Consider the following 15,301-nt stretch of genomic DNA (forward strand, 5'->3'; position numbering starts at 1 on the left):
AGGGTTCTTTGCCGAGCCTTCGTCTCGCCCGTACGGAGGATGCGCGAGGGCGGTGCCGCAGGCCAGGATGCCTGCCATGGGAGAGATCTTCACGCACCGGCTGCGGGTGCGCTACAGCGAGTGCGACCAGCAGGGCGTTGTGTTCAACGGGCAGTATCTGTTCCTGTACGACGTGGCGCTCACCGAGCTGTGGCGGGAGGCGATCGGCCCCTATCCCGATCCGGTCGAGGCCGGCTACGACCTGGTGGTGGCGGAGTCGCGGATCCGGTACCGGGACGGCGCGCGGTTCGACGAGCTGATGGACGTGCGGATGCCGGTGGTGCGGCTCGGCACCACCAGCATGATCGTGCGGCCGGAGTTCCGGGTGGGCGAACGGCTGATCGCCGACGGGGAGGTGCGGCACGTGTTCATCGACCCGCCGACCAAGCGCAAGAAGGAGATCCCCCCGGACGTGCGGCTGGCCCTGGAGTCCTATCTGGTGGAGCCCGGCGCGGCGGAGCAGGCCTCCGGCGCGGAGGCGGGTGCGGGACGGGCGGCCGGCGCCTCGTCGGGCGCATGATCGTTCCAAAGACGAATCCCAAATGTGGAATCAGGGTTTCGCCCGACGTGCCCGGCTCAGTTCCCGCATGACGATTCAAGTGGTCCCGGGCCACCCGGGGCAACCGGTTTACGCGATCGCCCGGGCGAACAGGGAGGCGTAGACGGGCCGTCCGCCGTCGGTGACGACCTGTCCGGCCAGTGCGGCGCCGGTCACGGTGGACAGCCGCAGGCCGAGGTAGCGTTCCTCCTCCTGAAGGCGCGCGTCTCCGGCGGGGACGGCGGCCACCCAGCCGGCGGCCTCGGCGGTGCGGGCGGCGCGGTCACGGACCAGCTCGGCGCGCAGCGACGTCAGGTCGGCCGCGTCGTAGGGGGCGGCGTCTCCGGCGGCGGGCGGCGGTTCGGCGTGCCAGGCGGCGGCGCCGTAGGCGAAGCACACCAGCGCCATCCATACCTCGGCGAAGTAGACCGGGTCGGGTGCCAGTTCCAGGCCGGCGAACCGGCCGCCGATGAAGAACAGCGCGCCGAGCTGGCCGGGCTGCGGTTCCAGCCGGCTCTGGAACTGGGTGAGGACGGCGCGCTTACGCGACAGCACCTGCTCCAGGTGGCCGCGCCGTGGCAGGCCGTAGCGCCGGTTGAGCTCGGCGATGTCGTGCCACAGCTTGCTGTAGCCCTCGACGCCGCGCAGCTCCAGCGCGCGGGCGCGCAGTTCGACGGGCAGCACGAAGAACCACTGGTCGCGTTCGGTGAGGTAGCCGCCCTGGCTCTCCTGCACGCAGCAGGCGTCCTCGAACATCACCGCGGCGCCGGGCGCCAGGAACGCCGAGCGGCACAGGGCGTGGTTCTGCGCGGCGTCCTGGATGTAGCCGATGTGGAGGGGGACGATCGCGACGCCGTGGGCCGAGCCGTTGCGCAGCTCCACCCGCCCGTACCCGGCGACCTGCGTCAGCTTCAGGCCCGAGCGGGGCGGCACGATGCCGGGGTAGGCGGGCCCGGTGATCGGGATCATCGTGAGCGCGCCCGCCCGCTGCGGGGCGCCGAGCCGGTAGCCGGCCAGGTCGAGCGGCCCTGGCAGGAGCGGCGCGAGCGGTTCGAGCCTGTCGGTGGTGGTCATGCGGCGATGCCTCCCAGCTGTGCGGCCTGCCGGTCCAGGGTGTCGAGGCGGGCGCGCATGGCGGCGCGCAGCCAGGGCCCGCCCGCCGCGCAGTGGCCGAACATCCAGGGCAGCAGCTCGGTGAAGTCGTCCTGGTGCCAGAAGCCGCGCTGGGGCAGCGCGGGCGCGGGGCGGCGCAACGTGAGGTCGTCGGCGCCGGTGAACTGCGCGTGGCAGAACACCACCGGTGTGGTGACGCCGGCGCGCGGCAGCGTCGCCGCGACGCGGGCCAGGTCGCCGGGGAACAGGTTCTCGTAGCCGTCGGAGATGACGGCCACCAGGTCGGGGGCGGCGGTGAGGGCGTCCAGCACGCCGGTGGCCAGGTCGGTGGCGCCGGCCGGGGCGTGTTCGTGTCCGCCGACCTCGACGACCTCCAGCCGGGCGCAGACCCGCGCCAGCACCATCCGCAGCGCGGCGGCCTGCGACAGCACGGCCCATTCGCGTTCGCCGTAGCCGCGCATGGAGGCCGAGGCGTCCAGCACGAGCGCGACGGTGCCGTCGAAGCGCGGCAGCGCGGCGGTGGCGGCGGCCACGTACCGGCCGAGCGCGACGCGCAGGTCGTCGGCGTGCGGATCGTCGGCCTGCGAGCCGTGGGCGTGTGAGCTGTGGGCGTGGCCGCCGCGGTACAGGTGGACGAGGGTGGCGGCGATGTCACCGCGGTTGGTGGCGGTGACGACGGGGCTGCGTTCGCGGCCGGGGTCGAGGGCGAGCACCGGCTCGTACGGCAGGACCACCCCGTGCCGCGCGTGCTCGCCCGCGCCGTACAGCGCCCGCACGCGCGGCATCGCCGTGTGCGGCGCGGTCAGGAACCTCAGCAGGCGCCGCCGCAGGTAGTCCGAGCCGGTGTCGCCGTCGCCGATGCGGCGGGCGCAGCCGCGCGCTGTGGCCTTGCCGAGGGCGTGCTCGAAGCAGTCGACCAGGGCGGGGCGGCGCGCGGCGATGATGACGTCGGCCTCGGGGTGTTCCAGGACGAACCGCAGCGCGGTGCGGGTGGTGTGCTTGTGGTTGGCGCGCAGCCGCCGCAGCCCGAGCAGGACGGTGATGACGGCGGCGGGCGGCAGCGCGAGGGTGAGGACGCGGGCGACGCGGGCGAGCGTGCCGCGGGTGGCGTCGTCCAGGCCCGCCTGGGAGGCGGCCAGCAGCTGCAGCAGCACCCGCGCGCGCTGCCAGGGCAGGACGCCGGGCGCGAGCCCGAGCAGCGCGTAGCCCTCGGGGTCGTCGGTGTAGGCGGCGCGGTGGAAGTCCGCGTCGTCCCAGCACAGCGTGCCGCCCCGGGGAAGGCTCAGCGCGCCGGTGTGGGTTTCGAGGTGGGCCAGGAGTGTGGGGGTGTCCATGAGTGCCTCCGCAATCATGGAGTTTAAGAATCGCCGGGAGTGCCCCGACACCTATTTTTCGTCGGCCTCGTCACTCGCGGGGCGCGCGGCGTAGTCCCCCAGTCCCTGTTCGAGCAGGTCGAAGACGCGGCGGGCGTTGGCGTAGACCGCCTCGCGCATTTCCGCCAGGCTCTGGCCGGCCAGCTTGCGCCGCTGGATGTCGTCGATGAGCTCCCAGTGCGCGGCGAAGATCATGGCGGCGGCGATGCGGGGGGTGATGTCGTCGGGGTCGGCGCCGGTCTCCTCGGCCAGCAGCCCGGCGACCCGGGCCTGGGCCTCCAGGCCGATCTCGCGTGCGCGGGCGGTGAGGGCGGGGCTGTCGCGGACGGTCTTGGCCCAGACGTCGGCGCCCTCGTGGAAGGCGGTCTGGTAGCTGTTGCGGTCCAGGCCGTCGAGGAACTCGCGGCGGAACACCGCGACGACCGGCTCTCCCGGCGCGCGGCCGCGCAGGGCGCGTGCGGCCTGCTCGGTCACCTCGCCCTGCCGGTCGAAGAACAGGTCCTCCTTGGTCTTGAAGTAGTTGAAGACCGTGTTGACCGACACGTCGGCGTGGCGGGCGACGTCGGCGACGGTGACGTTGTCGAACCCGCGCATCATGAACAGCCCGGTGGCGATGTCGGAGATGCGCCGCCGGGTCTGGCGTTTCTTGCGCTCGCGGAGCCCGAGCTCCGGCGCGTCCGTCTCGTCGACTTCGCCCATGCCCGGAGTCTATCCAAACTGGAATGACTTAAAATTTGGTGTCACTTAAAGTTTGTGGTTACTGTGGTGTTCGTCATCGACGTTCGCGGGAGGCGATTGTGATCGAGGCGAGCGGGCTGGCCCGCACGTTCACCGGCAGGCACGGCACGGTCGAGGCGGTGCGCGGCGTCGACCTGCGGATCGGGCCCGGCGAGATCGTCGGCTTCCTGGGGCCCAACGGCGCGGGCAAGACGACCACGCTGCGGATGCTCACCACGCTGCTGGCGCCGACGGCGGGCAGCGCCACCGTCGCCGGGCATGATCTGCGCGGTGACCCGGCGGGCGTACGCCGCCGCATCGGCTACGTCGCGCAGGGCGGCGGCACCGACCCGGCGGTCCCGGCCGGCGAGGAACTGGACCTGCAGGCACGGCTGTACGGGGTGCCCGACCCCCGCGAGCGGATCACCAAGCTGTGCGCGCGGCTGGAGCTGGAGGGCATGCTGGACCGGCCCGCGGGCGCGCTGTCGGGCGGGCAGCGCAGGCGCCTGGACATCGCGCTGGGGCTCGTCCACCGGCCGCCGCTGGTGTTCCTGGACGAGCCGACGACCGGGCTGGACCCGCAGAGCCGCGGCAACCTGTGGGAGCACATCCGGCGCCTGCGCGGCGAGGACGGCACCACGGTCTTCCTCACCACGCACTACCTGGACGAGGCCGACGCGCTGTGCGACCGGATCTTCATCATCGACCACGGCCGGATCGTCGCCGAGGGCACGCCGGCCGAGCTGAAGCGCCGCGTGGCCGGCGACGTGGTCACCCTCGACCTCGCCGGCGGGCCGGACGGCGCCGCCCGCGCCCGGTCCGCGCTGTCGGGCCATCCCGCCGTGCGGCAGGCCACCGTCACCGGCGGCACCGTCCGGCTGACCGTGGAGGACGGCGACCAGGCGCTGATGGGGCTGGTCCGCGCCCTGGACGCGGCCGGGGCCGACCTGGTCTCGCTGCGCCTGTCGCGCCCGACGCTCGACGACGTCTTCTTCACCGTCACCGGCCGCTCGCTCCGCGACGCCGCCTGAACCCCCGTCTGGATCCGCCGTCCGGACCCCGCCCGTCCGGACCCCCCGAGAGGAGCCCGCTGTGTCCCTGGCCCGTACGGTGCGCGACACCGGCCTGATCTTCCGCCGTCATCTGCGGCAGACGCTGCGCAGCAAGGTGGCGATCGTCTTCGGCATCGTGCAGCCGCTGCTGTATCTGGTGTTGTTCGGCCCGCTGCTGACGAGGATGACCGGCGCCGGCGGGTTCGGCGGCGCCGACGCCTGGCAGGTGTTCGTGCCCGGCGTGCTGGTGCAGCTCGCGCTGTTCGGCGCGGGGTTCGTGGGGTTCGGCCTGATCGCCGACCTGCGTTCGGGGGTGGTCGAGCGGCTGCGCGTCACCCCGGCCAGCCGCGTGGCGCTGCTGCTGGGCCGGGTGCTGCGCGACACGCTGGTGCTGACCGTGCAGGCGGTGATGCTGGTGGCGGCCGGGCTGGCGATGGGACTGCGCGCCCCGGCCGCGGGGCTGGCGGCGGGGCTGGTGCTGGTGGTGCTGCTCGCGGTCGCCTGCGCGTCGCTGTCGTACGTGCTGGCGCTGATGACGCGGTCGGAGGACGCGTTCGCGCCGCTGCTGTCGGCGGTGACGCTGCCGCTGATGCTGCTGTCGGGGATGCTGCTGCCGATGAGCATGGCCCCGCGCTGGCTGGACGTGGTCTCGCACTTCACGCCGTTCCGGTACGTGGTGGAGGCGGTGCGCGCGGTGTTCCGCGGCGACTACGCCAGCCTGGCGGTGGCCGAGGGCACCGCGGTGACGGTGGTGCTGCTGGTGGCGTCGCTGGCGCTCGGCACCCGCCGCTTCCGCCGCGAGAACGCCTGAGGGCCGGTCAGCGGTCGACGGCGTGGACGGCGGCGTGAGGTGGCCCCGGCGTGTCGGGCACGCTCGGCCCGGTGCTCGTTCCGGCGCCCGTTCCGGCGGCCGGTCCGGCGGTGACGCTCGCCGCGGCGAGGTCGCGGGCGCTGACGGCGCGTTGCGCGATGAACGCGCCGGCCAGCACGACCGCGCCACCGGCCAGCTGCACCGGCGTCAGGCGCTCGCCGAGCGCGGCCCAGGCGATGAGGGTGGCGGCGACGGCCTCGGTGTAGCAGATCGCGCCGGCGACCTCGGCCGACAGCCGCTGCACCGCGGCCACGCCCGCCAGATACGCCAGCACGGTGCTGACCACGATGATCCAGGCGGCCAGCAGCCAGCCGGGCGCGGCGTGGTCCCCGACGGGCACCCGCGCGCCCAGGACGTCCCACGGCAGGGCCCACGGGGCGGCGATCGCGGCGAGCGCCACGGCGGCGACGACGGTCCCGGCGGCGGTGGTGACGAGCGGGTCGACGCCGCCGGTCAGCCGTTCGATCAGCAGGAAGTAGGTGGCCTGGCAGGCGGCGGCGCCCAGCCCGGCCAGCAGCCCGAGCGTGTCCAGCCGCAGCCCGGTCCAGACCTGCACGACCATGGCCAGGCCGGCCATGGCCACGGTGATCCCCAGCAGCGCGGTGCGGTGCACGGGCGCGCGGCGCACCAGCCGGATCCAGGCCAGCACCAGCAGCGGCCCGGTGAACTCCAGCAGGATCGCGATGCCCACCGGCAGCCGCGAGGCGGCCACGAAGTAGAACGCCTGGCAGCCCGCCACACCGGTGATCCCGTAGGCGATCACCGGGCGCAGGTGCGGCCGCAGCGCGCGCAGCCACGCGGTGCCGCGCAGCGCCAGCACCAGCGGCACGAGGACGAGCGCGGCGCCGGCCAGGCGCAGCCACACCGCCTGCAGAGGCGTCAGCCCGGCACTGATCAGCGCCTTGCCGAACGGCCCGGAGGCGCCGAAGCACACCGACGAGATCACCGCCAGGACCAGCCCCCAGGTCTTGGCGCGCGCCGCACCGCCCGTTCCCGCGTCAACCCGCACGTCCGCCGCCATGCCACCTCCTCGCGCGCCGCCATGCCCGAAATTCATGAGCATAGTCCCATAACACTCATTACAGGTCGAGGTCGTGATCGGCGATCATGACCGCCGATCCGGCGGGGCGCACTAGTATCGCCGCGTGAGCTGGCAGGGGGCCGGGGCGGGACCCGGCGGAACCGGGAGCGGCGCGGCGACGGGGGGCGGCGCGGCCGGCGACCTCTTCACGGCGGTGGAGGCGAACGTCCGGGAGCTGGTGACCTCGGCGTGGTGGCAGACCGCCCCCGCCCAGCAGCGCGCCGAGCAGACCGTCGCGCGCATGCTGTGGGGGGCCGGCGAGTGGTGGCTCTACGGCGCGTGGGGCCGCTGGTACCGCTGCGGCCTGGACGGCAGCTGGCATCCCAGCCCGCCGCCGGCCGACCCGGCCGACCGCCGGGTGGCGGTGCCCGCGCCGCGCGGCGCGGCGACCCCGCCGGTGCCTCCGCAGCTGTTCCCGACCGGCCCGGACCTGTCGGCCGGGCGGGTGTCGTCGCTGGGGTTCCTCGGCCCGCCGCCCGACACCTCGGTGGTGGCGCCGGTCCAGCAGGCGATCACGACCGCGCTCGCGGTCAACCCCGCGCAGTTCGCCCAGCAGGACCCCACGTTCGCGCCGGGCACGCCCAGCACGATCGCGGCCGCGTGGGCGGCGCTGCTGTGGTGCGCCGGATCGCCCGTGGCGCTCACCGAGAACCCGCTGATCGAGTCGTTCGTCCCGTTCCTCACCACGCCCGCCGAGCGGCTGCACTGGATGATGCCGCCCGACTTCAGCACGCTGGCCGGCTACTACATCAGCAGGCTCGGCGCGGGCGACGCCGGCGGCGCCGCGCACATCGCCCGGGTGATGTACGAGGTCGCGGCGGGTCTGCAGGGCGACCCGCGGTTCCGGCCCGGCGCCGACGCGCTGGCCGCCGTGACCGCCGCGTCGCTGCGGCTCGTACCGCAGGACCTGGCCACCGCCCGCTACGGACCGGCCGCGGTGCTGCAGGAGTGGCGGCGCCGCTGCCCGGCCGAGTACGCCACCCCCATGGTGCGTGACGCCGCGCCGGGCGAGTACCTGCGGCTGGCGCTGTACGACCTGCAGCAGATCGTGGCGGGCCTGACCGGGCCGCGGCAGGCGCCCGCGGGCCGCGGCCACGACGAGGTGCGCCGCGCGGGCATCGCCGTGCTCGCCGCCGACCTGCAGGCCGCGCCGCACGTGCTGCCGGCGCTGCAGCGCTGGCTCGACCCCGACAGCGCCCGCACGCTGCAGGCCGTGCTGGCCGACCCCGGCAGCCCGCTGCGCGAGCTGTGGCCGCGCGACGGCCGCCTGCCAGAGCCGCTGCGTTCCACCGACGCCGACGCGCTGGCGGCGCTGCTGGCCACCACCTACACCCTCGGCCTGACCTGGTGCCGCCTGGCGCAGGTGTCGCCGCCGGCGATGGGGTTCGCGGTGCCGCAGGCGACCGCGGCCGAGCTCACCGGCACCGGCCTGCACTCGCCGCCCTCCACCGACGAGCTCAGCGCCTGGGACATCATCAAGGCCGCCCGCGCCCATCTGGCCTCCGAACGCGAGCAGGCCGCCGACGCCGCCGTCGCGCCGCTGCCGCCGCAGCCTGAGGCGCCCGCTCCCGCGCCGCCTCCCCCGCCACCGCCGGCCGCGCCCGTTCCCCCGCCGGCGCCGCCCGCAGCCGAAGCGGCACCCGAGCCGCCCACGCCACCGCCGCCCACGCCGCCGCCGCCCGCGCCGCGGGCGTCCGACGCGGCTGCCGACGAGCCCGCCGCGCCCGCGTGGCCGCAGGCCGACGCCGCCGAAGCGGTCCCGGCCTGGCCGGGCGAGGCCGAGGCCACCCAGCTCGACCCCGGCGCCGGAGCGACCCAGCTCGACCGCGCCGCGGCCCCCGCCTGGCCGGCCGGTGACGCACCCGCCGCCCAGCCCGCGCCGCCGGTGCTGCCGCCGCCCCCGGCGCCGGTCTCCGAGCCGCCGCCGCCGGTGCCGCCCGCCGCCGCGCCCGAGCCGGGCACGCAGGTCGCCGAGGCGTACGGCATCCGCTTCCTGTGCGGCGCCGACGACATCGAACGGGTCGTCACCGAGGTGCGGCGCCGCGGCAAGTGGGCCAAGGGGCTGCGCGGCCAGGAGGTGTCCAGCGCCTCGGTTCCCGCGCTGCTGCTGATCGGCGCGGTGTCGTGCGGGCAGCGCCGCCTGGCGCGCATGGTCGCGCGTGCCCTCGCCGAGGTGGAGGTGTCCAGCGGCGAGGTCCACGGCATGCACGCCGAGGAGCTGCGCGAGGCCGGGCCCGACGGGCTGCGCGGCGCGCTCGACGAGCACGCCGGGCACGTCCTGCTGCTGGAGGGCCTGGACGGCCTGATCCTCGACGACGCGCAGGGCCCCGCCTACGCCGCCGCGATCTACCGTGCCCGGCTGGAGGGCGTCAGCGACACCGCGCTGCTCGGCACGTGCGAGCCCGACCGGGTCGGGGAGTTGTCGGCCGCCGCGCCCGAACTGGTCGCCGACCTGCGCGCGGTGCGGCTGCCCGACCTGGGCGCGCCGCGTCCGCGCACGCGGCTGCTGGGGCTGCTGGCCGAGGAGCGGCGGCTGCGGCTGGGTCAGGACGCCTGGGAGATCGTGCACCGCGACATGGCCGCGCTGCACGGCCGCGGCCGGCTCACCGGCGCGCGTCTCATCGAGGCCTACCTGGACCGCGCCGCGACCCGCGGCCTGGGGCGGGCCCCGGCGACGCAGGCGATCGGCAGCGGGCCGGCGCTGACGCTCACCAAGGCCGACTTCGACGGCGTCGCGGCGGAACTGTCTCCACGCTGACGCTGAAAAATGTCAGTGCCGCGCGTCACGATGGTGGGGTGAACCGTGCGGACCGGTTGCTGGCCCTGACCGCCGAGCTGCGGGCCGCGGCGCCCGAGCCGCTGCCCGCCGACGCCCTCGCCGCCCGCCTGCGGGTGAGCGTGCGCACCGTTCGCCGCGACCTGGAGCTGCTGACGCACGGCGGCCTGCCGGTCCGGCTCGAGCGCGGCCGCGGCTATGTGCTGCCGCCCGACGAGCCGCCGCGTCCGCTGAGCGAGGCCGAGTCCCTCGTGGGGCCGGTCCGCCGCACCCTGTCCGACGCCGTGCGGGGCCGCCGGGTGGTGCGCCTGGTCTACACCGACCAGTCCGGTGTGCGCACCTGCCGCGACGTCGAGGCGCACGGCCTGGTCACCGCGCCGCAGGCCGAATACCTCGTCGGCTGGTGCCGCATGCGCGACGGGCCCCGCATGTTCCGCGTCGACCGGATCGGCGCCGCCTACCTCAGCGGCCGTGAGGCGGGCCTGCGCGACCTGGACGACCTGCTGGCCGCGCTGCGCGTCCCGTTCCCCCGCACGCCGCCGGAGGAGGCGCCGCGCGGGCCCGCCGGCGCCGAGCGGGCCCGCGCGTGGACCCTGGACCGGCTGCGGCATGTCCGGGGCCGTCTCGCCGACACCCTCGCCGAGGTCCGTTCCCACCGTGAGGGCGCCGCGGCGCTGCGCGCGGTGCTGGGCCACCTCACCGAGTGGACACGCTGGCAGGCCGCCGCCGTCCGCGCCGCCACCGACGGCTCCCCCTCCCCCACGTTCCCGGCGTTCGAACGTGACCTGCCCTACGAGACGCGCGAGCAGCTGATCCAGGACGCGATGGCGCTGCGTTCCCTCGGCGAGCTGGCGCGTGGCCTGGAGGGTGTGCTGGACGACGTGGCCCGGTGGGCGGCCGACTGCGACGACGCGTTGTGGGACGTCCCGCTGCGCGACCCCGCCGACCCGTCCCGGCGGCGCCCGCTCGCCGACCTGCTGGCCGGCTGGCGCGGCCCGCTCGCCCACATCGAGTGGCACCTGGACCGCCTCACCGACGGCCCGCCCGCGGCCGAGCTGGACGCCGACGACGAGGGCGTCTGGGTCGTGGACCGCTGCCCCCTGCAGACCTGACCGCCGCGCGCAGCGCCACGCGCCCGCGGCGATCCCGCTCGCGCCTCGTACGGAGGCGACGTGCCACGGCGTGGCGCAGATTGAGGACGGCGGCTCGGCGTAGGCCGTCAGCGGGTGGTGTTGATCAGGGCCGGGCCGTTCCAGCTGGGCAAACGTCCGTTCCGGTACGTGGGAATGGTCGTGGGGCGCCGGCCCGTTGTCGTGACGTGGGTGCGATGGAGCTGGACGAGGGCGGTGTCCTGGTCGTGGATGACCAGGCCGAGGTACGGGAGGCGCTGGCCGAGGGGTTGCGGATCGCCGGATACGAGGTCCGTGCCGAGGCCGACGGGGAGGCCGCGCTGCGTGCCGCCGCGGCCTGGCACCCCGATGTGATGATCGTCGATGTGATGATGCCGGGCACCGACGGGCTGGCGGTCTGCCGTGCGCTGCGGGCCCGTGGCGACCGGACCCCGGTGCTGGTGCTCACCGCCCTCGGCGCCGTCAGCGACCGGATCGAGGGGCTGGACGCGGGCGCCGACGACTATCTGAGCAAGCCGTTCGACCTCGGGGAGCTGGTGGCGCGGGTGCGTGCCCTGCTGCGCAGGTCCCGGCCCGGCCCGGCGCGGGGGTTCGCCGATCTCACCGTGGACGCCGAGACCCGGACGGGCTGGCGTGGCGAGCGCAGGATCGAGTTCACGCTCACCGAGTGGAGCGTGCTGGAGGTGCTGCTGGAGCACCCGGGCCGGACCCTGAGCCGCGGTCAGATCGGGGAGCGGGTGTGGGGCCTGGACTTCGGGCCCTCGTCCAACTCGCTGGAGGTCTACATCGGCTACCTGCGCCGCAAGCTCGAAGCCGGAGGCGAGCCGAGGCTGGTGCACACGGTGCGGGGCCTGGGCTACCGGCTGGGCGAGAGGTGAGCGGCGGCCTGGCCGCGCGGTGGCGCCGGTCGCGGCTGCGGTCCCGGCTGGCGGTGACGACGGCGGGGGTGATGGCGCTGATCGTGGCGGGCCTGACCACCGGCGTGTACATCGCGGTGCGCCACGAGCTCGACTGGCAGCTGAACCTCAGCCTGCGCAGGCACCTGGACGACCTGAGGGAAAGACCGGACCCGTGGCTGCGGACGGTGACCACGCCGTGGACGTCCTCGGCCTCGTGCTCGCTGCGCGGCACGAACGTGTGCGCCCAGACGATCCCGGCCGGGACGCCGCCGGGGACGATGGGAGACTCGGGCATGCCGGTCACCGCCGACGCGGCCCGGGTCGCGGCGGGCCGGTCGAGTTCGGCCTACTCCGACGTCGAGGTGAACGGGGCTCGCGGGCGGGCGCTGACGATCCCGGTCGAGGGCGGCGCGCTGCAGGTGGCGATCCAGGCGCAGACCTACGCCAACTCGGTGGCGCGGCTGAAGGTCCTGCTCGGGGTGCTGGGCGCGGCGGGGGTCGTGCTGGCCGCGGGCGGCGGCTGGCTGGTGGCCCGTGCCGGGCTCGGCCGGGTGAGCCGGCTGACCGACACCGCCGAGCTCATCGCCGCGACCGGTGATCCGCGGCGCAGGTCGGAGCTGCCGGTCGCCGACGGTGCGCCGGGCCGCGACGAGGTCGCCCGGCTCGCCGCGTCGTTCGACACCATGCTGGACGTGCTGGAACGGTCGCTGGCCGCGCGCCGCCAGCTCGTCGCCGACGCCTCGCACGAGCTGCGCACCCCGCTGACCGCGCTGCGGACCAACATCGACATCCTCGGTTTCGGTGACCGGATCACCCCGGGTCAGCGTGAGCGGGCGGTCACCGCGCTCGACGGGCAGCTGCGCTCGATCACCGATCTGGTCAACGACCTGGTGGAGCTGGCCCGCGGCAAGGAGCCGCCCGCGCTGCTGGAGGACGTGCGCCTGGACGAACTGGTGCTCGGCGTCGTGCGCGCCGCCCGCGCCAACTGGCCGCACGTGGTCTTCGAGGCCGAGACGGGCGAGGCGGTCGTGTCCGGCGTTCCCGCGCGCCTGGCGCGGCTGGTCTCCACCGTCCTGGACAACGCCACCAAGTTCAGCCCGGACGGCGGCACCGTGGAGGTCAAGGTCACCGCGGGCGACGGCGCGGAGCTGACGGTCCGCGACCACGGCCCGGGGATCGCCGCCGAGGACCTGCCGCACGTCTTCGACCACTTCTACCGGGCGCGCAGCGCCCGCGCCCTGCCCGGCTCGGGACTCGGGCTGGCGATGGCCCGCCAGATCGCGGTCTCCCACGCGGCCGTCCTGGACGCCGAGAACGCCCCCGGCGGCGGCACCCTGATCCGGCTGCGCTTCCCCGGCCAGGGCTAGCGGCTCGCGTCCGCCCAGGCCTGGACCCGGTCGGCCTGGCCGGTGCGGCGCGGCCGGCCGAGGCCGCCGACGGCCGCCTTGACCAGCGGCGGGGCCAGCCGGCAGGTCAGAGCCGAGCCGGCGGTGTCGCGGTGACCGAGGACCACCCCGTACACCAGCACCGGGACGCCCGCCTTGCGGGCCAGCGCCAGGAACACGAAGTTGCCGCCCGCCGCGCCGGTGTAGCCGGTCTTGCCCGCGATGATGCCCTCGCGCCCGAGCGCCAGGTTGGTGGTGGGGCGGCGGCCGGCCGTGCCCGGCGCCTCGAACCACGGCCGGGACGCGGTCTCCAGGAACCCCGGCAGCCGCGACGCCGCGCGCAGCAGGACGAGCTGGTCGGCCGCCGTGCTGACCGTCGCGGCGTCGAATCCGCTGGGGTCGGTGTAGCGGGTGTCGTTCATGCCCAGCTCACGGGCCGCGGCGTTCATCTTGGCGACGAACGCGCGCTCGCTGCCGGCGTCCCAGCGGGCGATCTCGTGGGCGAGGTTGTTGGCCGAGACGGTGAGCAGCGCTTCCAGCGCCTGCCGCTGGGTGTAGCGCTCCCCTGCCCGGACGGGCACCAGCGACTCCTGCCGGGCGAGCCGTTCGCCGTACCGTGCGGCCTCCTCGGCGGAGACGGTGAAGACCGGACCGCCGCGGCCCGGCGGCAGCGGCCGGTCCTTGAGGAAGACGTAGGCGGTCATGACCTTGGCGACGCTGGCGATCGGCGTCGGCTTCCGGGAGCCGTGCAGCCGCGTGCCCGGCACCCCTTCGACGCCCAGCGCCCCCCGCGCGTCCGGCGGCCACGGCAGGCCGGCGCCGCCTCCGGGCGGCGCGGCCGGTCCCGCGGTCCGCGCGGCCAGCGTGAAGGACCCCGCCGTGATCACCATGACCAGGCCCGCGGCGCCCATCGGCAGGCCCCAGCGCCGTCTTCCCATCCCGTTGATCTCCGTCATGGGCGCGACGGTAGGAACCGGCGATAAGACCAACCTGAGAGCCTGTCAGCACGTGACCACAAGGAGTGACGACAGGTGTCGGCGCCCTACGGCCACGACTGGAGGACGAGCGGCGGGTGCGGTGGTGCGGCAGGCGGGGGGTGGGCAGTGTGCTGCGCTCCTGGTGCTGGGTGCGCGGGAGGCCTGTCGTTCGGGCGTCAGGTCAGGCGGGTGCGGCCGTTGGGGGTGTGGCCGTTGGCGGTGTGGAGCAGGCGTGTGAACCAGACGGTCTTGCCGGGATCTTCGGGGCGGCAGCCGAACTCCGATGCCAAGGCGGCGACCAGGAGCAGCCCGCGGCCTTGTTCGGACCAGTCGAGCAGGGGCGGGGAGGAGGGGCTGCCCGGGGCGGCGGGGTTGTCGTCGGTGACTTCGGCCACCACGCGGGCGCCGTCGAGGCGCAGCCGGAGCCTGACGGGGCCGGCGCCGTGCACGATCGCGTTGGTGATGAGCTCGTCGACCATCAGCACGATGTCGTCGACGGCGGCGGGGTCGGTGATCCGCCAGGCGTGCAGGGTCTCGCCGGTGAGCGCGCGCGCCAGCGACGCGGTGCGGGCCTCGGCGGCCAGTTCCCAGGCCGCGTGGTGGCCGGACGTCGTCGGTTCCCCGGTCCCGAGCCGTTTCGTACTCAATGCCCCGACTCCTCACATTGCGGGTTGCCGCAGGTCGGCACCCACCTGGCATGTTCCCGGCCCGCGCCGGGGCGATAGGGCCCCGTCTTCAGATCTGGCCCGGCCGGGACTTCCCCGTACCCGTGGTGGTCACGGTGCGTGCGTGCCGGTCATCCCCTGCGTTTCGTCACAAGAAGGGACGCTCCGCCGCGCGGGCGGGTGCACGTTCATACATAATCCTCACTTCCCGGTCAGGTGATCGGCGGCGGGATGGAACAGGCACCCCGCGGATGCCGTTATGGTGGGGGTGTCGGTGTGGCATGTGTCCCCCGGGCTCTACACAACGCCTTCGTGGAATACCGCCGGGCCGCAAGGCCTGGGCCGGAGCCACGTTGTGCCTTTCGCCGTGAGGCGACCACCACACCGGCCTGACGTCGGAGGCCCCGGCGAGAGGTTTCTCTCGCCGGGGCCTCCGGTGTCGTCAGGAGATCGCGGTCTTCAGGAGATCGCGGTGATGACTGCGGACACGACCGCCGTCACCACTCCGATCGCGGCGACGACGATGGCCGCGATCAGGCGGATCCGGCGGCGCCGCCGCTCGTGGCCGAGCCTCGACAGGCGATGGGCCAGCCGCGGGTCGTCCTCGCGGAGCTGGATCTCGATCTCGGCGAGGATCCGCTGCTCTTCCATCGACAGCGCCATGCCATACCTCCGGGGGGCGTCA

Annotated in this window: 14 protein-coding genes; 7 read left to right on the forward strand and 7 right to left on the reverse strand. The window is 75.1% G+C overall.

All coding sequences use genetic code 11. The features are described from left to right. Positions 1-76: 76 nt before the first annotated feature. On the forward strand, positions 77-559 hold the full coding sequence (locus ABD333_RS14190) for an acyl-CoA thioesterase (protein ID WP_344541132.1): 483 nt from the start codon (positions 77-79) through the stop codon (positions 557-559). A gap of 108 nt (positions 560-667) precedes the next feature. On the opposite strand, the gene ABD333_RS14195 is transcribed toward ABD333_RS14190, so the two are convergent. From ABD333_RS14195 to ABD333_RS14205, 3 genes are read right to left on the reverse strand one after another with little or no spacing between them, the layout of a single operon-like run. Beyond that, positions 668-1,651, reverse strand: a complete 984-nt coding sequence (locus ABD333_RS14195; RefSeq protein WP_344541133.1) for an ARPP-1 family domain-containing protein — start codon at positions 1,649-1,651, stop codon at positions 668-670. Further along, positions 1,648-3,024 carry a hypothetical protein gene (locus tag ABD333_RS14200; RefSeq protein ID WP_344541134.1) on the reverse strand — a complete coding sequence of 459 codons (1,377 nt, stop codon included), beginning with the start codon at positions 3,022-3,024 and terminating at the stop codon, positions 1,648-1,650. The genes ABD333_RS14195 and ABD333_RS14200 overlap by 4 nt, the downstream gene beginning before the upstream one ends. 51 nt (positions 3,025-3,075) lie before the next feature. Next, on the reverse strand, positions 3,076-3,762 hold the full coding sequence (locus tag ABD333_RS14205; protein WP_344541135.1) for a TetR/AcrR family transcriptional regulator: 687 nt from the start codon (positions 3,760-3,762) through the stop codon (positions 3,076-3,078). Positions 3,763-3,860: 98 nt separating this feature from the next. Here ABD333_RS14205 and ABD333_RS14210 point away from each other — a divergent pair, with 98 nt between their 5' ends. Continuing rightward, complete coding sequence (locus ABD333_RS14210) at positions 3,861-4,811, forward strand: ATP-binding cassette domain-containing protein (protein WP_344541137.1); 951 nt, start codon at positions 3,861-3,863, stop codon at positions 4,809-4,811. A 61-nt stretch (positions 4,812-4,872) separates the two neighbouring features. Continuing rightward, a complete protein-coding gene (locus ABD333_RS14215) occupies positions 4,873-5,643 on the forward strand; it encodes an ABC transporter permease (protein WP_344541138.1) in 771 nt (256 codons plus the stop codon). Between the two features lie 7 nt (positions 5,644-5,650). Here the strand turns inward: ABD333_RS14215 and ABD333_RS14220 are convergent, their stop codons facing one another. Further along, positions 5,651-6,724, reverse strand: coding sequence for an EamA family transporter (locus ABD333_RS14220; protein WP_344541139.1), 1,074 nt, complete (start codon positions 6,722-6,724; stop codon positions 5,651-5,653). A gap of 124 nt (positions 6,725-6,848) precedes the next feature. Here ABD333_RS14220 and ABD333_RS14225 point away from each other — a divergent pair, with 124 nt between their 5' ends. The 4 genes from ABD333_RS14225 to ABD333_RS14240 all read left to right on the forward strand — a co-directional run bounded on the left by ABD333_RS14225 (position 6,849) and on the right by ABD333_RS14240 (position 12,956). Next, positions 6,849-9,542 (forward strand): hypothetical protein, encoded by a 2,694-nt coding sequence (locus ABD333_RS14225; RefSeq protein ID WP_344541140.1) that lies wholly within the window; start codon positions 6,849-6,851, stop codon positions 9,540-9,542. 38 nt (positions 9,543-9,580) lie between these two features. Next, positions 9,581-10,672, forward strand: coding sequence for a helix-turn-helix transcriptional regulator (locus tag ABD333_RS14230; RefSeq protein ID WP_344541141.1), 1,092 nt, complete (start codon positions 9,581-9,583; stop codon positions 10,670-10,672). Positions 10,673-10,887: 215 nt separating this feature from the next. Next, positions 10,888-11,568 (forward strand): response regulator transcription factor, encoded by a 681-nt coding sequence (locus tag ABD333_RS14235; RefSeq protein WP_344541142.1) that lies wholly within the window; start codon positions 10,888-10,890, stop codon positions 11,566-11,568. After that, positions 11,565-12,956, forward strand: coding sequence for a sensor histidine kinase (locus ABD333_RS14240; RefSeq protein WP_344541143.1), 1,392 nt, complete (start codon positions 11,565-11,567; stop codon positions 12,954-12,956). The genes ABD333_RS14235 and ABD333_RS14240 overlap by 4 nt, the downstream gene beginning before the upstream one ends. Here the strand turns inward: ABD333_RS14240 and ABD333_RS14245 are convergent. The 3 genes from ABD333_RS14245 to ABD333_RS14255 all read right to left on the reverse strand — a co-directional run bounded on the left by ABD333_RS14245 (position 12,953) and on the right by ABD333_RS14255 (position 15,279). Beyond that, complete coding sequence (locus ABD333_RS14245; protein WP_344541144.1) at positions 12,953-13,930, reverse strand: D-alanyl-D-alanine carboxypeptidase family protein; 978 nt, start codon at positions 13,928-13,930, stop codon at positions 12,953-12,955. The genes ABD333_RS14240 and ABD333_RS14245 overlap by 4 nt on opposite strands. A gap of 197 nt (positions 13,931-14,127) precedes the next feature. Continuing rightward, positions 14,128-14,598, reverse strand: a complete 471-nt coding sequence (locus ABD333_RS14250) for an ATP-binding protein (RefSeq protein ID WP_344541145.1) — start codon at positions 14,596-14,598, stop codon at positions 14,128-14,130. Between the two features lie 477 nt (positions 14,599-15,075). Next, entirely contained in the window at positions 15,076-15,279 is a 204-nt protein-coding gene (locus ABD333_RS14255; protein ID WP_344541146.1) for a DUF3040 domain-containing protein, read from the reverse strand. Positions 15,280-15,301 lie beyond the last annotated feature (22 nt).

The organism is Actinomadura fulvescens, from assembly GCF_039533225.1.
GTDB classification, from domain to species: domain Bacteria; phylum Actinomycetota; class Actinomycetes; order Streptosporangiales; family Streptosporangiaceae; genus Spirillospora; species Spirillospora fulvescens.